Origin of the sequence: Streptomyces phaeofaciens (assembly GCF_014648915.1) — a bacterium.
Classification (GTDB): domain Bacteria; phylum Actinomycetota; class Actinomycetes; order Streptomycetales; family Streptomycetaceae; genus Streptomyces; species Streptomyces phaeofaciens.
The window spans coordinates 96,140-119,242 of sequence record NZ_BMSA01000011.1 but is presented as its reverse complement, the minus strand read 5'-3'; the positions used below and the strand labels follow the sequence as shown (position 1 = coordinate 119,242).

At 74.0% G+C, this 23,103-nt stretch carries 21 protein-coding genes; 14 read left to right on the top strand and 7 right to left on the bottom strand.

Annotated elements, in window-relative coordinates:
* Positions 1-198 precede the first annotated feature (198 nt).
* A complete protein-coding gene (locus tag IE275_RS19855) occupies positions 199-798 on the bottom strand; it encodes a nucleotidyltransferase family protein (RefSeq protein ID WP_189712668.1) in 600 nt (199 codons plus the stop codon).
* A 184-nt stretch (positions 799-982) separates the two neighbouring features.
* On the opposite strand from IE275_RS19855, the gene IE275_RS19850 reads away from it, so the two are divergent.
* Positions 983-1,297, top strand: a complete 315-nt coding sequence (locus IE275_RS19850) for a DUF5955 family protein (RefSeq protein ID WP_189712667.1) — start codon at positions 983-985, stop codon at positions 1,295-1,297.
* 63 nt (positions 1,298-1,360) lie between these two features.
* Here IE275_RS19850 and IE275_RS19845 read toward each other — a convergent pair whose 3' ends face one another.
* Positions 1,361-2,164 (bottom strand): IclR family transcriptional regulator, encoded by an 804-nt coding sequence (locus IE275_RS19845; RefSeq protein ID WP_189712666.1) that lies wholly within the window; start codon positions 2,162-2,164, stop codon positions 1,361-1,363.
* Positions 2,165-2,484: 320 nt separating this feature from the next.
* Between IE275_RS19845 and allB the strand changes: the two genes are divergently transcribed.
* Positions 2,485-3,825 (top strand): allantoinase AllB, encoded by a 1,341-nt coding sequence (gene allB / locus IE275_RS19840; RefSeq protein WP_189712665.1) that lies wholly within the window; start codon positions 2,485-2,487, stop codon positions 3,823-3,825.
* A 59-nt stretch (positions 3,826-3,884) separates the two neighbouring features.
* Positions 3,885-5,000, top strand: coding sequence for an allantoicase (gene alc, locus IE275_RS19835; RefSeq protein WP_189712664.1), 1,116 nt, complete (start codon positions 3,885-3,887; stop codon positions 4,998-5,000).
* A gap of 157 nt (positions 5,001-5,157) precedes the next feature.
* On the opposite strand, the gene IE275_RS19830 is transcribed toward alc, so the two are convergent.
* Positions 5,158-5,904, bottom strand: a complete 747-nt coding sequence (locus tag IE275_RS19830; RefSeq protein ID WP_189712663.1) for an SDR family oxidoreductase — start codon at positions 5,902-5,904, stop codon at positions 5,158-5,160.
* A 157-nt stretch (positions 5,905-6,061) separates the two neighbouring features.
* On the opposite strand from IE275_RS19830, the gene IE275_RS19825 reads away from it, so the two are divergent.
* The 3 genes from IE275_RS19825 to IE275_RS19815 all read left to right on the top strand — a co-directional run bounded on the left by IE275_RS19825 (position 6,062) and on the right by IE275_RS19815 (position 8,120).
* On the top strand, positions 6,062-6,886 hold the full coding sequence (locus tag IE275_RS19825) for an AIM24 family protein (protein WP_189712662.1): 825 nt from the start codon (positions 6,062-6,064) through the stop codon (positions 6,884-6,886).
* Between the two features lie 87 nt (positions 6,887-6,973).
* A complete protein-coding gene (locus IE275_RS19820) occupies positions 6,974-7,600 on the top strand; it encodes a dihydrofolate reductase family protein (RefSeq protein WP_189712661.1) in 627 nt (208 codons plus the stop codon).
* A 133-nt stretch (positions 7,601-7,733) separates the two neighbouring features.
* Positions 7,734-8,120, top strand: coding sequence for a guanyl-specific ribonuclease (locus IE275_RS19815; protein WP_189712660.1), 387 nt, complete (start codon positions 7,734-7,736; stop codon positions 8,118-8,120).
* Between the two features lie 33 nt (positions 8,121-8,153).
* Here IE275_RS19815 and IE275_RS19810 read toward each other — a convergent pair whose 3' ends face one another.
* The gene (locus IE275_RS19810) at positions 8,154-8,357 is read right to left on the bottom strand and encodes a hypothetical protein (RefSeq protein ID WP_189712659.1); all 204 of its coding nucleotides are present in this window, start codon (positions 8,355-8,357) and stop codon (positions 8,154-8,156) included.
* Positions 8,358-8,556: 199 nt separating this feature from the next.
* Here IE275_RS19810 and IE275_RS19805 point away from each other — a divergent pair, with 199 nt between their 5' ends.
* From IE275_RS19805 to IE275_RS19795, 3 genes are all read left to right on the top strand, one after another.
* The gene (locus IE275_RS19805) at positions 8,557-9,822 is read left to right on the top strand and encodes a histidine kinase (protein WP_189712658.1); all 1,266 of its coding nucleotides are present in this window, start codon (positions 8,557-8,559) and stop codon (positions 9,820-9,822) included.
* 90 nt (positions 9,823-9,912) lie between these two features.
* Positions 9,913-10,584 carry a response regulator gene (locus IE275_RS19800; RefSeq protein WP_189712657.1) on the top strand — a complete coding sequence of 224 codons (672 nt, stop codon included), beginning with the start codon at positions 9,913-9,915 and terminating at the stop codon, positions 10,582-10,584.
* 43 nt (positions 10,585-10,627) lie between these two features.
* Entirely contained in the window at positions 10,628-11,842 is a 1,215-nt protein-coding gene (locus IE275_RS19795) for a cytochrome P450 family protein (RefSeq protein WP_189712656.1), read from the top strand.
* Positions 11,843-11,863: 21 nt separating this feature from the next.
* Here the strand turns inward: IE275_RS19795 and IE275_RS19790 are convergent, their stop codons facing one another.
* Entirely contained in the window at positions 11,864-12,880 is a 1,017-nt protein-coding gene (locus IE275_RS19790; RefSeq protein ID WP_189712655.1) for a Gfo/Idh/MocA family protein, read from the bottom strand.
* A 129-nt stretch (positions 12,881-13,009) separates the two neighbouring features.
* Between IE275_RS19790 and IE275_RS19785 the strand changes: the two genes are divergently transcribed.
* The 5 genes from IE275_RS19785 to IE275_RS19765 all read left to right on the top strand — a co-directional run bounded on the left by IE275_RS19785 (position 13,010) and on the right by IE275_RS19765 (position 20,870).
* Entirely contained in the window at positions 13,010-13,747 is a 738-nt protein-coding gene (locus IE275_RS19785) for a GntR family transcriptional regulator (RefSeq protein WP_189712803.1), read from the top strand.
* Between the two features lie 199 nt (positions 13,748-13,946).
* The gene (locus IE275_RS19780; RefSeq protein WP_189712802.1) at positions 13,947-15,095 is read left to right on the top strand and encodes an ROK family glucokinase; all 1,149 of its coding nucleotides are present in this window, start codon (positions 13,947-13,949) and stop codon (positions 15,093-15,095) included.
* The gene (locus IE275_RS19775; RefSeq protein WP_189712654.1) at positions 15,092-15,685 is read left to right on the top strand and encodes a sugar kinase; all 594 of its coding nucleotides are present in this window, start codon (positions 15,092-15,094) and stop codon (positions 15,683-15,685) included. The genes IE275_RS19780 and IE275_RS19775 overlap by 4 nt, the downstream gene beginning before the upstream one ends.
* Positions 15,686-15,801: 116 nt before the next feature.
* Positions 15,802-18,672, top strand: a complete 2,871-nt coding sequence (locus tag IE275_RS19770; RefSeq protein WP_189712653.1) for an SCO1167/SCO6262 family helicase — start codon at positions 15,802-15,804, stop codon at positions 18,670-18,672.
* The gene (locus IE275_RS19765; protein WP_189712652.1) at positions 18,672-20,870 is read left to right on the top strand and encodes an SWIM zinc finger family protein; all 2,199 of its coding nucleotides are present in this window, start codon (positions 18,672-18,674) and stop codon (positions 20,868-20,870) included. Before IE275_RS19770 ends, IE275_RS19765 begins: the two co-directional genes overlap by 1 nt.
* A gap of 179 nt (positions 20,871-21,049) precedes the next feature.
* On the opposite strand, the gene IE275_RS19760 is transcribed toward IE275_RS19765, so the two are convergent.
* Together IE275_RS19760 and IE275_RS19755 are read right to left on the bottom strand one after the other, a co-directional pair.
* A complete protein-coding gene (locus IE275_RS19760) occupies positions 21,050-22,837 on the bottom strand; it encodes an FAD-dependent oxidoreductase (protein WP_189712651.1) in 1,788 nt (595 codons plus the stop codon).
* Positions 22,837-23,100 (bottom strand): UBP-type zinc finger domain-containing protein, encoded by a 264-nt coding sequence (locus IE275_RS19755; protein WP_097227389.1) that lies wholly within the window; start codon positions 23,098-23,100, stop codon positions 22,837-22,839. The genes IE275_RS19760 and IE275_RS19755 overlap by 1 nt, the downstream gene beginning before the upstream one ends.
* Positions 23,101-23,103 lie beyond the last annotated feature (3 nt).

Genomic DNA, 23,103 nt, shown 5'->3' with positions numbered 1-23,103 from the left:
AGTTTCCTCATCGTGGAAGTTCAATGGTTTGTTGATGTCGAGATTCTCCGGATCGAGGCAAGATGGCGCTCAGTGCCAGGGTCTTCACTCAAGGTGTTCCCTTCGGCCGGGGCGCCTTCACGCGAGGTGCCCGTCGTTTCGCGGTGTCCGTCGTTCGAGGTGTCCTTCACTCGAGGTGCCCTTCGCTCGAGGTGCCCTTCACTCGAGGTGCGCGAGATCCTCGGGTGTGTCGATGTCGTGGGGCCGGGCCACGTCCCCGCACTCGACGAGCGTGATCGCCTCCCGGTGCGCCGCCAGATAGGCGCGGGCCCCTCGGTCGCCGGTCGCGCTCGCCGCGACGCCCGCCCAGTGGGCGGCGCCGAACAGCACCGGATGGCCGCGTACCCCGTCGTAGGCCGCCGAGACCAGGGACTCCTGGTCCCGGTACGCGGCGAGCACCCGGCCCGCCGCCCGCGCACCGATGCCCGGCTGGTCCACCAGCGACACCAGTGCCGCCCGCGCCCCCGTCCCGGCGAGCGAGCCGAGCCCGGCCCGCAGTGAGGTGCCCATGCCGTGCTCCCACTCCGGGTTCTCCACCACCACGCACCCGTCGAGCCGCGCGGTCTCGCGCACGGCGTCGGCGGCCGCCCCCAGGACCACATGGATCCGGGTGCAGCCGGCCGCGCGCAGCACTCCGACCGCGTGCTCCACCAGCGGCCGTCCCCGATGCGTCAGCAGCGCCTTGGGGCGCCCGCCGAGCCGTCTGCCCCCGCCGGCCGCGAGCAGCAGACCGGCGACCTCGTCCTCGGTGCGTGTCATGGATCCTGCATACCGCATCCGGGGATCACGCAGCGCAGCAAGCCGATGACGCAGCGGACTGGCGCCCGCGGCCCGAGGTGGCGTTAACTAAACGCCCGCACCGAGGGGCCGGGCGCCCGACCGACGCCCGGTGGGGGCATGCACCACAACGGGACGCGCACGACGGCGTGCGAGGGGGAGGACTGTGTTGCGGAGCGTGGAGCAGAGGCCTGTGACCGGCAGCGACAAGGACCCGCGGGTGTCGGAGCTGCGGTCCGCCGTGTCCCGGCTGCGCCGGGAACTCGCCGCACACCCCGCCGAGTTCCCCGACCGGGACATCGCGGAGGAGGAGCTGGCCGCGCTGGACGCCATGGCCGCCGGAGGCGCGCCCGAGATACCGCACCTGCGCCGCTCCCTGCTGCTCGTCGCGGGCGCGATCGGCTCGGTCAGCGCGCTGGCGCGCGGCCTGTCGGAGGTGCGCCGCGCGGTGGAGCTGTTCGGGGGACCGCCGCGCCGCTGAGGCCCGGCTGTCGCGGGCCGGCTCGCCGGGCTCCGCCCGGCCGCACCGCCCCCGAAGGCGCGTTCACGCCTGGATCGTCGGCCCCGAGCTGGCCAGTGCCTCGGACAGTTCCACGGCGACCTGCTTCAGCACCGGCACGATCTTGTCCGTGGCCGCCTCCGTGACGCGTCCGGCCGGGCCGGAGATGGAGATGGCCGCCGCCGTGGGGGCGTCCGGTACGGACACCGCCAGACAGCGCACGCCGATCTCCTGCTCGTTGTCGTCGACCGCGTACCCCGTCTGCCGCACGTCCGCCAGCGCCGCCAGGAAGCCGTCCGGCGTGGTGATGGTCTTCTCGGTGGCGGCGGGCATGCCGGTGCGGTGCAGCAGGGCGCGCACCTCGGCGTCCGGGAAGCTCGCGAGGAGGGCCTTGCCCACGCCCGTGGAGTGCGGCAGCACCCGTCGGCCGACCTCGGTGAACATCCGCATCGAGTGCTTGGACGGCACCTGCGCCACGTACACGATCTCGTCGCCGTCGAGCAGTGCCATGTTCGCCGTCTCGCCGGTCTCCTCGACCAGCCGGGCCAGGTACGGCCGCGCCCAGGTGCCCAGCAGCCGGGACGCGGACTCGCCGAGCCGGATCAGCCGGGGGCCCAGCGCGTAGCGCCGGTTGGGCTGCTGGCGGACGTACCCGCAGACGACCAGGGTGCGCATCAGGCGGTGGATGGTCGGCAGCGGCAGCCCGCTGCTGGCGGACAGCTCGCTCAGGCCGACCTCGCCGCCCGCGTCCGCCATCCGCTCCAGGAGGTCGAAGGCGCGCTCGAGGGACTGGACCCCTCCGCCGGCGGACTTGGCGGAATCGGTGGGGCTGGCGCTCGACGTCGGCACGGCGCGTTCCTCTCGACACGGGCGGGACTCGGACCTGGTGGTACTCGCGACTGGCGGGAAGAGCTGAAGCCTACCCGGCGGTCGGTTGACTCCCCGCTGGTGCGTAGCTACGTTCTGCTTCACGGAATCCTAATTCCGCTTTGTGGAAACGTCCAGAGTGGCGGCGGTGGGGGCACTCTGGAGAGGCGGGCTCTTGACGGCATGGGGCCGGGAGTGAAGACTCCTTCAACAGAACGTTGAATTCCGTTGCGTGGACGTTTCACCGAAGTGAACCGAAGTGAACCGCCGTGAACGGAAGAGAACGGAAGAGAGGGGTCCGGGTGTCCGACGCCGAACTGGTGATGCGCTCGACACGGGTCGTCACCCCGGAGGGGACGCGCGCCGCCTCGGTCGCCGTCCGCGCCGGGCGGATCACGGCCGTTCTGCCGTACGACGCGCCCGTTGCCGAGGGCGCCCGCCTGGAGGACTTCGGCGACGACGTCCTGCTGCCCGGTCTGGTCGACACCCACGTCCATGTCAACGACCCGGGCCGCACCCACTGGGAAGGCTTCTGGACCGCCACGCGCGCGGCGGCGGCCGGCGGCATCACCACCCTCGTCGACATGCCGCTCAACTCCCTGCCGCCGACCACCACGGTCGAGCACCTGCGCACCAAGCGGGAGGTCGCGGCCGACAAGGCGCACATCGACGTCGGCTTCTGGGGCGGCGCCCTGCCCGACAACGTCAAGGACCTGCGCCCGCTGCACGACGCCGGCGTCTTCGGTTTCAAGGCGTTCCTGTCGCCGTCCGGTGTGGACGAGTTCCCGCACCTCGGCCAGGAGGATCTGACCCGGTCCCTGGCCGAGATCGCCGGCTTCGGCGGCCTGCTGATCGTGCACGCCGAGGATCCGCGCCACCTGGACGCCGCCCCGCAGCAGGGCGGGCCGAAGTACGCCGACTTCCTCGCCTCCCGGCCGCGCGACGCCGAGGACACGGCGATCGCCCAGCTGATCGCCCAGGCCAAGCGTCTGCACGCACGCGTGCACGTCCTGCACCTGTCCTCCGCCGACGCGCTGCCGCTGATCGCGGCCGCGAAGGCGGAGGGCGTGCGCCTCACGGTCGAGACCTGCCCGCACTACCTCACGCTGACCGCGGAGGAGGTCCCGGACGGCGCCAGCGAGTTCAAGTGCTGCCCGCCCATCCGCGAGGCCGCCAACCAGGACCTGCTCTGGCAGGCGCTGGCCGACGGCACCGTCGACTGCGTGGTCACCGACCACTCCCCGTCGACGGCCGACCTCAAGACGGACGACTTCGCGACGGCCTGGGGCGGCATCTCCGGCCTCCAGCTGAGCCTGGCGGCCGTCTGGACGGAGGCCCGCAGGCGGGGCCACGGCCTGGAGGACGTGGCCCGCTGGATGTCCACGCGCACCGCGGAACTGGTCGGCCTCGACGACCGCAAGGGCGCCATCGCACCCGGTCGCGACGCCGACTTCGCCGTCCTCGCCCCCGACGAGACCTTCACCGTCGACCCGGCCGCCCTCCAGCACCGCAACCGCGTCACCGCGTACGCGGGCCGGACCCTGTACGGCGTCGTGCGGTCCACCTGGCTGCGCGGCGTACGCATCCACGCGGACGGCGAGTTCACGGCGCCGAAGGGCGAACTCCTCACGCGCACCCCCTGAGCCCCGGGCCCCGGGCACCTCCCGCACCGGCCGACTCCCGAAAGGAAGACCTGATCACCGTGGCAGCGATACCGCACTTCACCGGCGACGCGAACCCCTACGGCGGCGGCGACCCGTACGCGGACTACCGCACCGCCGACTTCCCCTTCACGCACCACGCCGACCTCGCGGACCGGCAGCTCGGCGCCGCCGTCATCGCCGCCGCCGACGAGTTCTTCGCCCAGCGCGAGAACCTGCTGCTGCCCGGGCGGGCCGAGTTCGACCCCGAGCACTTCGGGCACAAGGGCAAGATCATGGACGGCTGGGAGACCCGGCGCCGGCGCGGTGTCTCGGCGGACCACCCGTGGCCCGCCGACGACGACCACGACTGGGCCCTGGTCCGCCTCGGCGCGCCCGGCGTGATCCGCGGGATCGTGGTCGACACGGCCCACTTCCGCGGCAACTACCCGCAGGCGGTGTCGGTCGAGGGCACCTCGGTACCGGGCTCCCCGTCCCCCGAGGCGCTGCTGGGCGGCGACGTGAAGTGGACGACCCTCGTCCCGCGCACCCCGGTCGGCGGCCACGCTGCGAACGGTTTCGCCGTCTCGGTCGAGCAGCGCTTCACCCACCTCCGCGTCAACCAGCACCCGGACGGCGGTATCGCCCGGCTGCGCGTGTACGGCGAGGTCGTGCCCGACCCCGAGTGGCTGGCCGTCCTCGGCACGTTCGACGTCGTCGCCCTGGAGAACGGCGGCCGGGCCGAGGACGCGTCGAACCTGTTCTACTCGCCGGCCTCGAACACCATCCAGCCGGGCCGCTCCCGCAAGATGGACGACGGCTGGGAGACCCGCCGCCGCCGCGACCGGGGCAACGACTGGATCCGCTACCGCCTGGCGGCCCAGTCCCGGATCCGCGCCCTGGAGATCGACACCGCGTACCTGAAGGGCAACAGCGCCGGCTGGGCGTCGGTCTCGGTCCGGGACGGCGAGGACGGCGAGTGGACGGAGATCCTCCCGCGCACCCGCCTGCAGCCCGACACCAACCACCGCTTCGTCCTGCCCGAACCGGCCGTGGGCACCCACGCGCGCGTGGACATCTACCCCGACGGCGGTATCTCCCGCCTGCGGCTGTTCGGCTCGCCGACGGAGGAGGGAGCGGCCGGGCTGACGGCCCGGCACCAGGAACTGGGCGGCTGACCGGCACCTCGAACGCCGGACAGGCAGCTTCCCTTCAGCCCGTCCGGCGATTGAGGACGAGGCCGTTCAGGCCGAAAAAAGGGGGGTCTGGGGGCACAGCCCCCAGAAGGCCGCGACCAGGGACGCAGCCGCACAGGTCCCCCCGACCGCCGGAGGCCTACGCCGCGTGCCCGCCGTCCACGGAGAACTCCGCCCCTGTGACGAACCCGGCCCCGGCCAGGTACGCCACGGTCGCGGCCACCTCCTGGGCCGTCCCGAACCGCCCCACGGCCGTCATCCCCCGCTGGCCCGCCGCGAACGGCCCGTCCGCCGGATTCATGTCCGTGTCGACCGGACCGGGATGCACGATGTTCGCGGTGATCCCCCGCCCGCCCAGCTCCCGCGCGAGCGCCTTCGTCAGCCCCACCAGCGCCGCCTTGCTCATCGTGTACAGCGTCCCCCCGGGCCCCGGCACCCGCTGGGTCATGCAGCTGCCGATGGTGATGATCCGCCCGCCCTCGGCCATCCGGCCGGCCGCCGCCCGCGAGGCGAGGAACACCCCGCGTACGTTGACGGCCAGCACCCGGTCGACGTCCTCGGGCGCGAGGTCCTCCAGCGGCCCGAGCACCCCGATCCCCGCGTTGTTCACCAGCACGTCGAGCCCGCCGAGCGCCCCCGCCGCACGCTCCACCGCGTCCGCCGCCTCGCCCGCGTCCCCGGCGTCCGCGCGCAGCGCCACGGCCCGCCGCCCCAGCGCCTGCACGGCCCGTACGACGTCCTGCGCCGCCTTCTCGCCGTTCTCGTACGTCACCGCCACGTCCGCGCCCTCCCGCGCCAGCCGCAGGGCGGTGGCGGCGCCGATGCCCCGGCCACCGCCGGTCACCAGGGCCACCTTGCCGTCGAGTGTGCCGTGGACCGTTGTCATGGTTCCCTCCCGGGTCGTCGTCATGAGTCCATCCCACCGCCGCGCGTCCCCGCGCGCTGGCGGCGAACGGACGCCGACCTCCGGCCCGCCTTCAGCCGTTCCCGAACCACCCCCGATCGGGCGGAACTCTTTCCTCCGCCTCCCGCGTTCTCCTGCTGTGACTCTTCGGCAAGACATCGTCGGCAACGCCATGCAGATGGCGGTCGTCAACCTGCACCCCGGCCAGACCGTGTACTGCGAGGCGGGGAAGTTCCTCTTCAAGACGACGAACGTGACCATGGAGACCCGCCTCGGCGGCCCGTCGGGCAACGCCGGCGGCTCACAGCCGCAAGGCGGCGGCGGTGGCGGCGGCATGGGCGGCGTGCTGCGCCAGGCCATGGGCACCGCCATGCAGGTCGGCCAGCGCGCCCTCGCGGGCGAGTCGCTGGCCTTCCAGTACTTCACGGCCCAGGGCGGCGAGGGCACCGTCGGCTTTGCGGGCGTGCTCCCGGGCGAGATGCGGGCCCTGGAGCTGAACGGCACGCGCGCGTGGTTCGCCGAGAAGGACGCCTTCGTGGCCGCCGAGTCCACCGTCGACTTCGGCATCGCCTTCCAGGGCGGGCGCACCGGCAGGAAGGGCGGCGAGGGCTTCGTCCTGGAGAAGTTCACCGGCCACGGCACGGTGATCATCGCCGGCGCGGGCAACTTCATCGACCTCAACCCGGCCGAGTTCGGCGGCCGCATCGAGGTCGACACGGGCTGCGTGGTCGCCTTCGAGGAGGGCATCCACTACGGCGTCCAGCGCGTCGGCGGCCTCAACCGCCAGGGGGTCATGAACGCCGTGTTCGGCGGCGAGGGTCTGTCCCTGGCCACCCTGGAGGGCAACGGCCAGGTGATCCTTCAGTCCCTCACCATCGAGAGCCTGGCCAACGCCCTGAGGAAGGCGCAGGGCGGCGACAAGCAGGGCCCGACGGGCGGACTGTTCTCGACGAACGCCGGGTGAGCCGGGCGCCCGCACCGATGAGTTGCGGGACCCGGCGGGGTCTGAGGTGATGACCACAGACCCCGCACCCGGAAGCAGGCGATCTCCATGGGCAAGCTCGTCTCCACCGTCTTCGTGACCCTCGACGGCGTCTACCAGGCACCCGGCGGCCCCCGGGAGGACACCCGCGGCGGCTTCGAGCACGGCGGCTGGAGCTTCCCGTACGGCGACGAGGACTTCGGCCGGTTCGTCGGCGAGGTCTTCGGCGGTGTCGGAGGGTTCCTCCTAGGCCGCCGCACGTACGACATCTTCGCCTCCTTCTGGCCGAAGGTGACCGACCCCGGGGACCCCGTCGCCGCGAAGCTCAACGGGCTGCCGAAGTACGTCGTCTCCTCGACCCTCACCGACCCGGAGTGGGCCGGCACGACGGTGATCGGCGGCGACCTCGCCAAGGAGGTCACGGCACTCAAGGAGCGCACCGACGGCGAGCTCCAGGTGCACGGCAGCGGTGCCCTCGTGCGCTCCCTGCTCGACCTCGAACTCCTCGACACGATCCACGTGCTGACCTTTCCGGTGGTGCTCGGCACGGGCCTGCGCCTGTTCACCGAGGGCACCCTGCCGACGGCCTTCCGGCACACCGGCGGCCGCGTCACCGGCGCCGGTGTCTCCATCCAGTCGTACGACACGACCGGCCGGCCCGCGTACGGCTCGTACGAACTCCCGGACAACGGGTAGGGAGGACCCCGGTACCGGTCCGGGCCCCGCTCCCGCCCGCAGGTTAACTTCCCGAAAACTCATCGGGCGGGACGGGAAAAATCCCCGGAGTTGTCATTGACATGCCACTGTCTACGCGCGTCATCATGAGGGCATGAGATTCCCCCCACGAATCACCCGCATCGGCGCCTCGGCCGCCGTCCTGTCAGCCCTGCTGGTGGGCGGCACCGTCTCCGCGACCACGGCCCACGCCGCGGTGGGCAGCATCTGCTACGGCGATCTGCCCACCCAGGCGTACACCACGCTCGACCTGATCGAGCAGGGCGGGCCCTTCCCGTACTCGCAGGACGGGGCCGTCTTCCAGAACCGGGAAGGCGTCCTGCCCCGGCAGTCCACGGGCTACTACCACGAGTACACGGTCAAGACCCCGGGCTCCTCCACCCGCGGCGCCCGCCGCGTCGTCACGGGGAAGCAGACCGACGAGGACTACTACACGGCCGATCACTACGCGACGTTCGACCTGATCGACTACGACTGCTGAGCGGCCCGGACAGGTCCCGGTCCAGGTCCTGACCTAGGGCCTGTCGTTTCGGCTCTCCGCCGCGGCGAACAGCGCGAACGCCAGCACGATGAGCGCGACGCTCGCGTAGATCTCGTAGCCGTCCAGGAGGCCGAGCCGGCGCACGAGCCCCACCCGCCAGTGGACCACCTCGTGCAACAGGCCCAGCACGCCCTGCGCCAGGGCGACGAAACCGAGTACTCCCAGCAGTTCCCTCATGAGAAGACCCTCGCCCCGCGGTACCCCCACAGCCATCGGCCGCGGGGCGAGGCACCTTTGACGGAAGGCTCGACGGCACGCGCGCGTCCGCGCCGAAAGTAGGCCCCGCCGCGACCTTCGTCGACGCTCCCCGCTCCTTCGGTGGCGATCCGGCCGGCGAGGAGGTGACGGAGCCGCCCGCTGCGTAGATTTGTCGACCATGAGGGCTGACGACGGCATGGCACGCACGGCGCCGAGATTCGCGCGGCACCGGTGGATGCTGCCGTCCGCCGTGGTCGCGGAGCTGGACCCGGACGCCGAGCGCCCGGGACGTCCGCCCCGGCGCACCGCCCGCGACTGGGTCGTCGACTTCACCTGCTTCCTGCTGGCCATCGTCATCGGCCTGGCCGTCGCCGAGTCGCTCACCGACAACCGGGACCTGCCCGAGGTCGTCGTGGCGGCCGACCAGCTCCTGGGCGCCCTGGCCTGCGCCGCCGTCTGGCTGCGCCGCCGTTGGCCCCTCGGTCTCGCCGTCGCCACGCTCCCCCTCGCCTTCGTCTCGACCACCTCGGCCGGCGCCTGCACGGTCGCCCTCTTCACCCTCGCCGTGCACCGGCCCTTCCGGTACGTGGCCTGGGTCGGCGGCATCCAGCTCGCGCTGATCCCGCTGCTGATGTGGGTCCGCCCCGACCCCGACCTGGGGTACGGCCCGGCGGTGGTGTTCACCGCCGTGCTCACCGTGGCGGTCATCGGCTGGGGCATGGCCGTACGGTCCAAGCGCCAGCTCATGGTCAGCCTGCGCGATCGCGCGCGCCGGGCCGAGACCGAGGCACGGCTGCGCGCCGAGCAGGCGCAGCGGCTGGCCCGCGAGGCCATCGCCCGGGAGATGCACGACGTGCTCGCGCACCGGCTGACCCTGCTCAGCGTGCACGCGGGCGCGCTGGAGTTCCGGCCGGACGCGCCCCGCGAGGAGGTCGCGCGGGCCGCCGGGGTCATCCGGGAGAGCGCCCACGAGGCACTCCAGGACCTGCGCGAGATCATCGGCGTCCTGCGGGCCGACGAGCCCGACGACCAGGGCGGCCGCCCGCAGCCCACCCTGGCCGCCCTGGACGCGCTGGTCAGCGAGTCCCGCGAGGCCGGCACCAAGGTCACCCTCGACCAGCGGGTGACCGACCCCGCCGCAGTGCCCGCCTCCGTCGGCCGCACCGCCTACCGCATCGCCCAGGAGTGCCTCACCAACGCCCGCAAGCACGCCCCCGGAACCGAGGTCGCGGTGGGCGTCGAGGGCGGCCCGGGGGAGGGGCTCACCGTGACCGTGCGCAACCCGGCCCCGGAGGGAGAGGTACCGCCCGTCCCCGGCTCCGGCCAGGGCCTCATCGGCCTGACCGAACGCGCCACCCTGGCCGGCGGCCGGCTGGAGCACGGCCCCCGGGCGGACGGCGGCTTCGAGGTACGGGCCTGGCTGCCGTGGCCGGCCGCGTCCTGACCCGAGCCCGTCCCGCCCGCCCTGCCAGGGGTGCCTCCCGGGCCGCCGAGAGGTCAACTCACCGCTCCCCCGCGTGATTACGTGAGGCCCATGACTGCGATCAGACTTCTCCTCGTGGACGACGACCCCCTGGTACGGGCCGGCCTGTCCCTCATGCTGGGCGGCGCCGAGGACATCGAGATCGTCGGCGAGGCCGGGGACGGCGCGGAGGTCGAGGCGCTCGTCGACCGCACCCTGCCCGACGTCGTCCTGATGGACATCCGGATGCCGGCCGTGGACGGGCTGACCGCCACCCAGCGGCTGCGGGCCCGGCCGGACGCCCCGCAGGTCGTGGTCCTCACCACCTTCCACGCCGACGAGCAGGTGCTGCGGGCACTGCGCGCGGGCGCCGCCGGGTTCGTCCTCAAGGACACCCCGCCCGCCCAGATCCTCGACGCGGTGCGCCGGGTCGCGGGCGGCGACCCCGTCCTGTCACCCACCGTCACCCGGCAGCTGATGGCCCACGCGGCCGGTGCGGCGGCCGACACCCGCCGCTCCCGCGCGCGTGAGCGGCTCGCCGCCCTGGCGGAGCGCGAACGCGAGGTGGCCGTCGCCGTCGGCCGCGGTCTGTCCAACGCCGAGATCGCCGCCGAGCTGTTCATGAGCGTCGCCACCGTCAAGGCCCACGTCTCCCGCGCCCTGGCCAAGCTGGGCCTCAACAACCGGGTGCAGATCGCCCTGCTGGCGTACGACGCGGGTCTGTTGGAGGGGGACGGGCACTAGGACGCCGTCCCGCGCGTTGTCGCGGTGAGGGGGAGGGAGCGTCATGACCGACGTGGTGGACCTGGGGGCGTTCGGCGACGGGTTCCGGCGGGACCCGCACACGGTGTACGCGCGGCTGCGCGAGCGCGGGCCCGTGCATCGGGTGCGGCTGCCCACCCCCGACGCGCACCACGAGACCTGGCTCGTCGTGGGGTACGAGGAGGCGCGTGCCGCGCTCGCCGACCCCCGTCTGTCCAAGGACGCGGCGCGGATCGGCGTCACGTTCCTCGACGAGCAGCTGATCGGCAAGTACCTGCTGGTCGCCGACCCGCCGCAGCACACGCGGCTGCGCTCGCTGGTCTCCCGCGCCTTCACCGTGCGCCGCGTGGAGGAACTGCGGCCGCGGATCCGGCGGATCACCGACGACCTCCTCGACGCGATGCTGCCGCACGGCCGCGCCGACCTCGTGGAGTCCCTCGCCTACCCGCTGCCGATCACCGTCATCTGCGAACTGCTCGGCGTCCCCGAGCTGGACCGCACGGAGTTCCGCAAGCTCTCCACCGAGGCCGTGGCACCCACCAGCGCGCAGAGCGAGCACGACGCGTTCGTGCGGCTCGCCGAGTACCTGACCGAGCTGATCGAGGACAAGCGGTGCGCGGGGCCGAGCGGCGACCTGCTGAGCGACCTGATCCGCACCACCGCGGAGGACGGCGACCGGCTCTCGCCCGGCGAACTGCGCGGCATGGCGTTCATCCTGCTCATCGCCGGCCACGAGACCACCGTCAACCTCCTCACCAACGCCGTCCACGCCCTGCTCACGCACCCGGACCAGCTGGCCGCGCTGCGCGCCGACCCGTCCCTCCTGGACGGCGCGGTCGAGGAGGCCCTGCGCTACGAGGGGCCGGTGGAGAACGCCACGTTCCGGTTCGCCGCCGAGCCGCTGGAGATCGGCGGCACGGCCGTCGCGGCGGGGGAGGCCGTGATGATCGGCCTGACCGCCGCCGACCGGGACGGGGACCGCTATCCGGCTCCGGACCGCTTCGACATCCGCCGCGACACCCGGGGTCACCTCGCCTTCGGCCACGGCATCCACTACTGCCTCGGCGCCCCGCTGGCCCGCATGGAGGCCCGGATCGCCCTCGGGTCCCTCCTCGACCGCGCCCCCGGCCTCGCCCTCGACGGCCCGCCCGGCGACTGGCTCCCCGGCACCCTGATGCGCGGGGTGCGGAGCCTGCCGGTGCGATGGTCACGGGAACGGGGACCGCAGGGGGCGCGGTGAGGCGGTCCCCGGATCCCTGACTCACCCCGCCCCGGCCGCCCCCGGGATCTCCGCCATCGACACGGCCCTGCGCTCCCGCCGGGACGTCTCGCAGGCCTCGGCGACACGCAGGGCCTGGAGCGCCTCGCGGCCGTCGCAGGGGTTGGGGCGTTCGCCGCGCAGGACCTCCACGAACGCGATCAGTTCGGCGGCGTAGGCGGGTCCGAAGCGTTCCAGGAAGCCCGTCCAGGGCTTGTCCGCGGCCGGGGGGCCGGTGGGCTCGGTGGAGGCGATGGGGGTGCGGTCGTCCAGCCCGACCACGATCTGGTCGAGTTCCCCGGCCAGCTCCATGCGCACGTCGTAGCCCGCGCCGTTCAGCCGGGTCGCCGTGGCCGTGGCGAGCGTGCCGTCGTCCAGGGTGAGGACCGCGGCCGCCGTGTCGACGTCCCCCGCGGCGCGGAACATCGCGGGGCCCGCGTCGGACCCGGCGGCGTACACGTCCCGTACCTCCCGCCCGGTCACCCAGCGCAGACAGTCGAAGTCGTGGATGAGGGCGTCCCGGTAGATCCCGCCGGACACCGGCAGCCATGAGGCAGGGGGCGGCGACTGGTCCGAGGTCAGCGCGCGCACGGTGTGCAGCCGTCCGAGCCGTCCCGAGCGCACCGCCTCCCGCGCCCCCGCGTACCCCGGGTCGAAGCGGCGCTGGAACCCCATCTGAAGGATCGTTCCCGCGGCCTCGACCTCGGCGATCGCCTGGAGAGTCCCCGTCAGGTCCAGGGCGATGGGCTTCTCGCAGAACACCGGGAGCCCGGACCGTGCTGCCCGACCGATCAGTTCGGCGTGGGCCGAGGTGGCCGTCGTGATCACCACGGCGTCCACGCCCCAGCGGAAGATCTCCTCCACCCCCGGGGCGGCCGTCTCGCCGAGCCGCAGCGCGAGCTCCTGGGCTCGCGTGGGGTCCGCGTCCGTCAGGATCAGGGATCCGACCTCGCGGTGACGGCTGAGTGTGTTCGCATGAATCGTGCCGATGCGGCCCGTCCCGATGACCCCGATGCGCATGAGACCAAAGTGACCTCGGATCCCTCGCCCTGTCAATGCGTTTGTCCGGACAATCGGACTACACAACTTCCCGTCAACAGCGCGCGGAGCTACGCTCGGCGGGTGCCGAAACCAGAAGTGGACCCGACCGTGCAGCTCGACCTCCGTGTGGACCGCAGCTCGCCGGTGCCCCTGTACTTCCAGCTGTCCCAGCAGCTCGAGGCCGCGATCGAGCACGGATCGCTGACCCCGGGCAGCCTGCTGGGCAACGAGATCGAGCTGGCGGCCCGGCTCGGCCTGTCCCGCCCGACCGTGCGCCAGGCCATCCAGTCCCTGGTCGACAAGGGACTCCTGGTGCGCCGCCGGGGGGTCGGCACCCAGGTCGTGCACAGCCAGGTCAAACGGCCCCTGGAACTCAGCAGCCTCTTCGACGACCTGGAGGCGGCCGGCCAGCGTCCGGCGACCACCGTGCTGGTCAACACCGTCGAACCCGCGTCCGCCGAGGTCGCGGCCGCGCTCGCGGTCGCCGAGGGCAGCGAGGTGCACCGGGTGGAGCGGCTGCGGCTGGCGCACGGCGAACCGATGGCCTACCTGTGCAACCACCTCCCCGCCGGCCTGCTCGACCTGGACACCGGGCAGCTGGAGGCCACCGGCCTGTACCGCCTGATGCGCGCCGCCGGGATCACCCTGCACAGCGCCCGCCAGTCCATCGGCGCCCGCGCCGCCACCGCCGCCGAGGCCGAGCGGCTCGCCGAGACGGAGGGCGCCCCGCTGCTCACCATGCAGCGCACCACCTTCGACGACACCGGGCGCGCCGTGGAGTTCGGCGACCACATCTACCGCCCGAGCCGCTACTCCTTCGAGTTCCAGCTCCTCGTACGGTCCTGAGCCCGGCCGCCGCCCGCACGCCCGCCGCGGTCGCATTGTCCGGACAATGCGACCTCATGTCCTGACAAGGTGTAGGACGGGTGGTCCGCGGCCGCCGGGCGGCGAGCCGTGTTCGACCCCGCGGACGGCACATCCCGCGTACCCTCCTTCACCGCCCCGCACGGCACCGGTCATCCCGGTGAGGCAGAATCGGGCCTTGATGAGCACCTACGGCAACTTCACCGCCCCCATCGGCTCCCGCCGCGCGCCCGCACTGCGGACGGTGGGCACCCGAGAGCGCCGCTCCCACCTGACGGCACCCCGGGTGCCCACGGTCGGCATCGACATCGGCGGCACCAAGGTGATGGCGGGCGTCGTCGACGCCGACGGCAACATCCTGGAGAAGCTCCGCGCGGAGACCCCGGACAAGTCCAAGAGCCCCAAGGTCGTCGAGGACACGATCGTCGAGCTGGTCCTGGACCTGTCCGACCGGCACGACGTGCACGCGGTGGGCATCGGCGCGGCCGGCTGGGTCGACGCCGACCGCAACCGCGTCCTGTTCGCCCCCCACCTGTCCTGGCGCAACGAGCCGCTGCGCGACCGCCTCGCCGGACGCCTCGCCGTGCCCGTCCTCGTCGACAACGACGCCAACGCCGCCGCCTGGGCGGAATGGCGCTTCGGTGCCGGCCGCGGCGAGGACCACCTGGTCATGATCACCCTCGGCACCGGCATCGGCGGCGCGATCCTCGAGGACGGCCAGGTCAAGCGCGGCAAGTACGGCGTCGCGGGCGAGTTCGGCCATATGCAGGTCGTGCCCGGCGGCCACCGCTGCCCGTGCGGCAACCGCGGCTGCTGGGAGCAGTACAGCTCCGGCAACGCGCTGGTCCGCGAGGCCAAGGAACTGGCCGCGGCCGACTCCCCGGTGGCGTACGGGATCATCGAGCACGTCAAGGGGCAGATCGGTGACATCACAGGGCCGATGATCACGGAACTCGCCCGCGACGGCGACGCGATGTGCATCGAGCTGCTCCAGGACATCGGCCAGTGGCTCGGGGTCGGCATCGCCAACCTGGCCGCCGCCCTCGACCCGTCCTGCTTCGTGATCGGCGGCGGGGTCTCGGCCGCCGACGACCTGCTGATCGCGCCCGCGCGGGACGCCTTCAAACGCCAGCTCACCGGCCGCGGCTACCGCCCGGAGGCCCGGATCGTGCGCGCCCAGCTCGGCCCGGAAGCCGGCATGGTCGGCGCCGCCGACCTGGCCCGGCTGGTCGCCCGCCGCTTCCGGCGCGCCAAGCGCCGCCGCGTGGAGCGCTACGAGCGCTTCGAACGGTTCACCGAGGCGGCCCGCCGCACCCGGGACACCGCGTGACCGCCTCGCTGCCCCGCCAGGCGACGCCGCCGGACGAGCCCTCCCGGCCCCCGGAGGACCGCCGCCACGTGATCCGCCGCAGGACGCTCACCCTGCTGATCATCGTGCTGCTCATCGGCGTCCCGGCCGGCTACCTGGTGATCTCCGCCAACCAGAGCCGCGACAGCGGCAAGGACAAGGAGGCGAAGTACTCGGCGACCGGCCTGACCGAGGGCTGGCCCTCCAAGGTCCAGCGCCGTCTCTACCAGGTGCCGGTCCCGCACCCGTCGAACAAGGTCGCCTACTACGAGACGAACAACTGGAAGACCAGCCGGCTCTACGTGCAGTTCCAGACCACGCACGCCGGCCTCGACCAGTTCCTCTCGGACATCGGCGCCGACCGGGACGACCTGAAGAAGGACGACATCACCATCGGCGCCCGCGACCGCGAGGTCACGGGCTGGCGGTTCTCCGGCCCCGGCGCCCGCACGGGCGACTACTACGGCCTGGTCCGCGAGCGGAAGAACCCGACGCCCACCCTGGACGTCGTCGTGAACCACCAGAACCCGATATACCCGATGGTGTACGTCGTCTCGCGCACGGTTCCCTGACCGGCCGCACCGGCCGAGTGTGCCCCTCCGGCAGGCCGCCGGAGCCGATTGTCAGACCCCGCCCGTAGAGTCGAAGACGACTGATCCGACACGCGGGCGGGAGGTGGACAGAGCGTATGGCGACGCGTTTCGACGACACGGCCGTGACGCGGGCGCACGCCGCCGCCGCGCGACTCGCCGCGGTCTTCCTGCCCGCGCCCGTCCCGCGCGAGGGCCGGATCGCCCTCTGGGACCCGCAGGACGGCCCGCTGCCCGCCACCCCGCACGCGGAGCCGACCGAGCTCACCGTCGTACGCCCCCACGGCAGCTCGGTCCGCCGCAGGCCGGCCGCCGCCCTGACGCTGCCGCTCGACAAGGCGCTCCCGCTGCTCGTCCACGCCCGCCGCGACCCCGCCGCCCACCCCGCCACCGCCTGCTGGGGCGCCGCCGCGCTGCACGCGCTGCGGCTCACCGCCCGCGGCCGGCTGCTGCCCGGCCTGACCCCGGCGGGCCTCGACGCCTGGCGGGCGGGCCCGCTGGACCCGGAGGACATCGCCCACCTGCGCGCCGTCGCCGCCGCCCTGCCCCACGAGGGACACGCCGTCCCGCTGCCGGGCCCGGGCGCGCTCCGGCTGCCGCAGCCGGAGGCCCTGATGCGGTCCTTCCTGGACGCCGTCGCGGACACCCTGCCCCGCACCCCCGCCGCGCCGCACGCGTGCGGCAGGCCCTTCGCGGACCGCCGGCCCCAGCGGCTGCCCGGCGCCCAGGACTGGGCCGCCGAGGTCGCCGCCGGGATGGACGCGGGCGTGCGGATCTCCCTGCGCCTGGACCTCTCCGCCTACGACCTGTTCGACGACGGCGAGCGGGCCCGCCGCGCGGGGGCCGCGATCGTCCAGGTGCACAGCCTCGCCGACCCCACCCTGCTGACCGACGCGGCCACCCTGTGGGCGGGCGCGGCCGACGCCGCCTTCGGCCCCCGCGCGCGCGTCGACGCCGCCCTCGCCGTCCGGCGCGCGGCACGCGTGTGGCCGCCGCTCGCCCGCCTCGCCGACCAGGACACCCCCGACGTGCTCGCCCTGTCCGAGGACGAACTGGGCGATCTGCTCGGCGTGGCGGCGACCCGCCTCGCGGCCGCCGGGGTCGCCGTGCACTGGCCCAGGGACCTCGCCCAGGACCTCAGCGCGGCGGCCGTCGTCCGGCCCGCGCCGGGCTCGGCGACCGACGGCACCGGCTTCTTCGAGAGCGAGGAACTGCTCCGGTTCCGCTGGCAGCTGGCGCTCGGCGGCGACCCGCTCACCGAGGCCGAGATGGACACCCTCGCCGAGGCCCACCGCCCCGTCGTCCGCCTGCGCGACCAGTGGGTCCTGGTCGACCCGGCACTGGTCCGCAAGGCCCGCAAGCGCGAACTGGGCCTGCTGGACCCGGTCGACGCCCTCGCCGCCGCCCTCACCGGCACCGCCGAGGTCGACGGCGAGACGGTCGAGGCGGTCCCCGTCGGCGCCCTCGCCGCCCTGCGCGACCGCCTCACCACCGGCGTCCAGCCGGCCGAGCCGCCCCCCGGCCTTCGGGCCACGCTCCGCGACTACCAGCTCCGGGGTCTGGCCTGGCTGGACCTCATGACCTCCCTCGGCCTCGGCGGCTGCCTCGCCGACGACATGGGACTCGGCAAGACGATCACCGTGATCGCCCTGCACCTGCGGCGGGCCCGCACCGAACCGACGCTCGTGGTCTGCCCCGCCTCCCTCCTCGGCAACTGGCAGCGCGAGATCACCCGCTTCGCGCCCGGCGTCCCCGTCCGCCGCTTCCACGGCGCCGACCGCAGCCTCGACGCCCTGGCCGGCGGCTTCGTCCTCACCACCTACGGCACGATGCGCTCGGCGGCCCCGACCCTGGCCCAGCAGTCCTGGGGCATGGTCGTCGCCGACGAGGCGCAGCACGTGAAGAACCCCTACTCGGCGACCGCGAAGGCGCTGCGGACGATCCCGTCCCCCGCGCGCGTGGCCCTCACCGGCACCCCGGTCGAGAACAACCTGTCCGAGCTGTGGGCCCTGCTGGACTGGACGACCCCCGGCCTCCTCGGCCCCCTGAAGTCCTTCCGCGCCCGCCACGCCCGCGTCGTGGAGAACGGCGAGGACGCGCAGGCGGTGGAGCGCCTCGCCCGCCTCGTACGCCCGTTCCTCCTGCGCCGCAAGAAGTCCGACCCCGGCATCGTCCCCGAGCTGCCGCCCAAGACGGAGACGGACCACCCGGTCCCGCTCACCCGCGAACAGGCGGCCCTCTACGAGGCGGTGGTGCGCGAGTCGCTGCTGGCCATCGAGACGGCGCAGGGCATCGCCCGCCGGGGCCTGGTGCTGAAGCTGCTGGGCGCGCTGAAGCAGATCTGCGACCACCCGGCGCTGTACCTCAAGGAGGAGGTCACCCCCGTCGGCGACCTCCCCCACGCTCGGCTCCGCCCGCGCGGAGGGACCTCCGCCGCCGCCCGCTCCGGCAAACTCGCCCTGCTGGACGAACTGCTGGACACCCTGCTCGCCGAGGACGGCTCCGCGCTGGTCTTCACCCAGTACGTCGGCATGGCCCGCCTGATCACCGCCCACCTCGCCGCGCGCGCGATCCCCGTCGACCTCCTGCACGGCGGCACGCCGGTCCCCGAGCGCGAGCGCATGGTGGACCGCTTCCAGGAGGGCGCCACCCCGGTCCTCGTCCTGTCCCTGAAGGCCGCCGGCACCGGCCTGAACCTCACCCGCGCGGGCCATGTCGTCCACTTCGACCGCTGGTGGAACCCGGCCGTGGAGGAGCAGGCCACCGACCGCGCCTACCGGATCGGCCAGACCCAGCCCGTCCAGGTCCACCGCCTCATCACCGAGGGCACGGTCGAGGACCGTATCGCCGAGATGCTCCAGGCCAAGCGCGCCCTGGCCGACGCCGTCCTCGGCTCCGGCGAGTCCGCTCTCACCGAACTGACGGACCGTGAACTGACCGACCTGGTCCGGCTGCGGAGGGAGGCGTGATGGGGGAGCCGGAGAGCACAGCCGGAGCGCCCCGGGAGGACGGCGCGAGCAGCCCCGCCGACGCCGCCCGCCGCGCCCTGCGGGCCGCACGGGAACGCGCGCAGGAACAGGCGACGTCGGCGGCCGAGGAGGAGACCGCGCGGCGCGAGCCGAGGCCGGGCGACGCCGCCCGCGCCGCCCTGCGGCGCGCCACGGCGGATCAGGCACCGGCGGCCGAGGAACCGGGCGAACCGCGCCCACCGGGGGAACCGGCCGCGTCCCGAGAGCCCCGTGAGTCCCGTGAGATCGGTGAGCCCGAGGAGTCGCGTCCGCCGCGTGGCACGGCCGGGCCCGGCGCCCGTCCCGGGCCCGGCGCCCGTCCCGGGGACATCGCCCGCGAGGCGCTGCGCGCGGCCCGCGCCCAGGCACGCAGGGCCGAGGCGGCCGCGGGGGAGCCGGTGAGCGGGCCCGCCCACCCGCCGGCCGGCACCGACGCGGAACGGCCCGCCCCGGGTGCCGCCCGCGCCCTCACCGACGCGGCGACCCCCCGCCCGGCCCGCAGGCGCGACCACGCCCCCGCCGCCGAGCGGCCGACCGCCCGCGACGGCGCCCCCGCCGCCGACCGGTCCGCCGCCCGCGACCGAGCCCGTGACGTCAGGCAGTTCCTGGCCGGAGCCTTCCGCATGCCCTCGGATTCCCCGGAACCGACGGATTTCCCGGAGCCGACGGATTCCCCCGAGCCGACGGAGTCCCCGGAGCCCCTGGTGGCTCCGGTGTCTCCGGAGCCGTCCGCCCCCGCACACCTGTCCGCACCGGCGGACCCCTCCGCCCCCGCAGGGTCGGCGCCCGCCCTCCCCGAGCCCGCCCAGGACGACGTCCGCCCCACCTTCACCGCAGATCCCACCCGCACCACTCGCACCCCCCGCACCTCCCACTCCATGGCCGCCCCCACGCGCGACGGCGACCACCGCCGCACCTTCCCCGCCTTCCCGCCCCGGTCGGCCACCGCGGCCGACGGCGACACCCGCTTCGCCGAGACCTGGTGGGGCAACGCCTGGGTCACCGCGCTGGAGGAGGGCGCGCTGGACGCCAAGCGGCTGGCGCGCGGCCGTGGTTACGCCGAGCAGGGCAGCGTGGACGCCATCACGGTCACCCCGGGACTCGTCCTCGCGTACGTGCAGGGCAGCCGCCCCCGGCCGTACCGCGTACAGGTGCGGCTGCGGACGTTCGACGGGGACGACTGGGAGCGCTTCCTGGACGCGGCCGTGGAGCGACCCGCGCACATCGCCGCGCTGCTCGACAAGGAGATGCCGGAGTCCCTCGCCGAGTGCGGGGTGCCGTTGCTGCCCGGCCCCGGCGACCTCGAACCGCACTGCAGCTGCCCCGACCGGGGCCACCCCTGCAAGCATGCCGCCGCGCTCTGCTACCAGACCGCGCGGTTGCTGGACGCCGACCCGTTCGTGCTGCTCCTGCTGCGCGGCCGGGGCGAACGCGAGCTGCTGGACGCGCTGTCCCGCCGTAACGCCGCACGGGCGGCCCGCGCCGCCCAGGAGCGGGAACCGGCGCCGCTGCCGGGCGTCCGGGCCACCGAGGCCGTCGCGCTCGCCGCGCGTCGACTCCCGCCGCTCCCGGCCCCGTTGCCCGTGCCCCCGCACCCCGGGCAGCCGCCCGCCTACCCCTCCACGCCGAGCGGCCCCGACGCGTTCGCGCTGGACCAGCTCGCTACCGACGCGGCCGCCCGCGCCCACGCCCTGCTGGCCACCGGCCACGACGAGATCGGTGAACTCACCCTGTGGCAGGACGCGGTACGGCTCGCCGCCGCCCGCCCCGGCTCCGGGCTCACCGCCACCACCCGCTCCCTGTACGCCGCGCTCGCCGCGGCCGCCGGGCGCACCCCGTCCGAGCTGGCGCGCGCGGTCGCCGCGTGGCGGCAGGGAGGGCCGGACGGCCTCACCGTCCTGGAGGAGGCCTGGGACCCGCCGGCCGGCCGCTTCGACCGGGCCCGCCCGCTGCTCCTCGCCGCCGACCTCCCCGCCTTCCGCCCGTGGCGCAACCACCTCACCCACCCCCGCGGGCATGTCCAACTCCGCTTCGGGCGCGAAGGGCTGTGGTACGCGTACGAGTCCGAGCCGGGCCGCGACGACTGGTGGCCCCGAGGCACCCCCGACCCGGACCCGGTGGGCGCGCTGACCGGCCTGGGCGCCTCCGAAGAACTGTGACCACCTAGCCGACCTGACTGTCCGGCCGACCCGACGACCCGGCCGACCTGACTGTCCGGCCGACCCGACGACCCGGCCGCCCCGGCCACCCGGCCGACTGGCCCCCGCGCCCACGACGTTCGACGACCACGCGGTCCGGCCGGGCGGTTTCCCCGCCACGGGCGGCCCTCCCGCCCGCGTCATGCGAGCCAAGCGGACTCCTTCGGACGGGTGCGCGGTGAGCTGTCGGTGCCGCCGTGCGTGGCCGCGCGGCCCAGGTAGCGGTGCACGAAGTGGATGCTCATCGCGCCTTCGCCGACCGCCGAGGCCACCCGCTTCACCGAGCCGCTACGGACGTCCCCCACCGCGAAGACCCCGGGCAGGCTGGTCTCCAGGGTCATGCACGAGCGCCCGCGGCCGTGCCACACCTCGGGGTGGGCGCAGGCTTCCTGGGCCTCCGGGCCGGTGAGGACGAAGCCGCGGGAGTCGAGGGCGATGATGCCGGCGAGCCACTCGGTGTGGGGGTCGGCGCCAGTGAAGACGAACAGGCCCCGTGCCGCGAGCCGGCGGTGCCCGCCCGTGCGGTTGTCGACCACGTCGAGCTCCTCCAGCACCTCCTGGCCGATGACCTCGGTGACCTCGGTGTGCAGCATGACCTCGACCCGCGGATGGCGCTCGACCTGGTCGACCAGGTAGCGGGACATGTTGGCCTCAAGGCTGGGTCCTCGGACCAGCAGGTGCACCTTCGGCGCGTACCCGGCGAGGAACAGCACCGCCTGGCCCGCCGAGTTGCCTCCGCCGACGACGGCCACCGGGTCGGTGCGGCACTGCTGGGCCTCGTAGACGGTCGCCGAGTAGTGGACGCTCGTTCCCTCAAGGCGTTCGATGCCGGGCACCTGGAGCCGGCGGTAGCGGGCGCCCGTGGCCAGGACGACGGCGCGGGCGGCGATCTCGCTGCCGTCGGCGAACGCCACCACGTAGTGGTCGTCGTCCTGGGGACGGAGACTGGTCGCCTCCACCGGAATGCTGATCCTGGCGCCGAACTTGTCGGCCTGGAGCACGGCGCGTTCGGTGAGTTCGGCGCCGGAGATGCCGGCGGGGAAGCCGAGCAGATTCTCGATGCGGGACGACGTGCCGGCCTGGCCGCCGGTGGCCATCGCCTCCACCACCGTGGTGCTCAGGCCCTCGGAGGCGGCGTACACCGCGGCAGCGAGGCCGGCGGGTCCGGAGCCGACGATGAGGAGGTCGCCGTGACGGTTTCCGGCGGGCAGTGACGGCAGGCCGATGAGCCGGGCCAGTTCCGCGTTGCTGGGGTTGCGCAACAGGGTGGTGTCCCGCCAGATGACGAGCGGTGTCTCCTCCGGGCCGACGCCGAAGCGGCGCAGCAGCTCCTCGGCCTCCTCGTCGGTCTCCAGGTCGGTCCACCGGTGCGGCAGCCGGTTGCGGATGGCGAACTCGCGCAGCCGCCGAGTGTCGGGCGAGTAGCGCGAGCCGATGATGCGGAAACCGGCGCCCTGTCCGACGAGCAGTGCGCGACGGCCCAGACAGGCGCGCAGCACGAGGTCCCCGATGGTGGAGTCCTGGGACACCAGGCGGCGCAACTGGTCCAAGGAGACGACGAGCACCTCGCCCGGCTCCCTGGCGACAGCTGTGTAGAAGGCCACCTGTCCGTGCAGCAGCCCGAGTTCGCCGATGAAGCGACCGGGGCCGTGCACGCGCAGCACGTGTTCCTCGGGAGTGCCGTGGTCCTCGACGACGGCGACGGTACCGCTGAGGACGACGAAGAACGTCTCGCAGCGCTCCCCCTCCCGGATCAGCACGTCGTTCGGAGCCATGCTCCGGCGTTGCCCGTGCTCCGCCAGACGTGCTATCTGGTCCTGCGCAAGGCGTGGATACGCACCGTAGATGTCCGGGGCCTCCCAGAAGACGGCCTCATCCACTTCCTCCGGCACCTGTTCATCGCCCGGCAGCGACTGGTCGCCGGACATCAGACGAACGCCTCGTGGACGTAGCACCAGCGCCAATCCTCGCCGGGCTGGAACGACTGCACGATCGGATGGGCGTCGGCAGCTGCGTGCCTACGCGCGTGCTTGTTCGGCGAGGAGTCACAGCAGCCGACGTGCCCGCAGGTCAGGCAGAGCCTCAGGTGGACCCACGGGGAGCCGAGCAGCAGACACTCCTGACACCCTTCTGGGGTCAGCGGCTGGACCGGCCGGACAAGCGCGAGGTGGGGGTCTGCGTGCAGGGTCATCCG

Excerpts from the sequence above, each read along its gene's own strand:
- IE275_RS19855 (WP_189712668.1), bottom strand. The coding sequence starts at position 798 with ATGACACGCACCGAGGACGAGGTCGCCGGTCTGCTGCTCGCGGCCGGC.
- IE275_RS19830 (WP_189712663.1), bottom strand. The coding sequence starts at position 5,904 with ATGACAACGGTCCACGGCACACTCGACGGCAAGGTGGCCCTGGTGACC.
- IE275_RS19820 (WP_189712661.1), top strand. The coding sequence starts at position 6,974 with ATGGGCAAGCTCGTCTCCACCGTCTTCGTGACCCTCGACGGCGTCTAC.
- IE275_RS19815 (WP_189712660.1), top strand. The coding sequence starts at position 7,734 with ATGAGATTCCCCCCACGAATCACCCGCATCGGCGCCTCGGCCGCCGTC.
- IE275_RS19810 (WP_189712659.1), bottom strand. The coding sequence starts at position 8,357 with ATGAGGGAACTGCTGGGAGTACTCGGTTTCGTCGCCCTGGCGCAGGGC.
- IE275_RS19805 (WP_189712658.1), top strand. The coding sequence starts at position 8,557 with ATGAGGGCTGACGACGGCATGGCACGCACGGCGCCGAGATTCGCGCGG.
- IE275_RS19800 (WP_189712657.1), top strand. The coding sequence starts at position 9,913 with ATGACTGCGATCAGACTTCTCCTCGTGGACGACGACCCCCTGGTACGG.
- IE275_RS19795 (WP_189712656.1), top strand. The coding sequence starts at position 10,628 with ATGACCGACGTGGTGGACCTGGGGGCGTTCGGCGACGGGTTCCGGCGG.
- IE275_RS19790 (WP_189712655.1), bottom strand. The coding sequence starts at position 12,880 with ATGCGCATCGGGGTCATCGGGACGGGCCGCATCGGCACGATTCATGCG.
- IE275_RS19780 (WP_189712802.1), top strand. The coding sequence starts at position 13,947 with ATGAGCACCTACGGCAACTTCACCGCCCCCATCGGCTCCCGCCGCGCG.
- IE275_RS19770 (WP_189712653.1), top strand. The coding sequence starts at position 15,802 with ATGGCGACGCGTTTCGACGACACGGCCGTGACGCGGGCGCACGCCGCC.
- IE275_RS19765 (WP_189712652.1), top strand. The coding sequence starts at position 18,672 with ATGGGGGAGCCGGAGAGCACAGCCGGAGCGCCCCGGGAGGACGGCGCG.
- IE275_RS19760 (WP_189712651.1), bottom strand. The coding sequence starts at position 22,837 with ATGTCCGGCGACCAGTCGCTGCCGGGCGATGAACAGGTGCCGGAGGAA.
- IE275_RS19755 (WP_097227389.1), bottom strand. The coding sequence starts at position 23,100 with ATGACCCTGCACGCAGACCCCCACCTCGCGCTTGTCCGGCCGGTCCAG.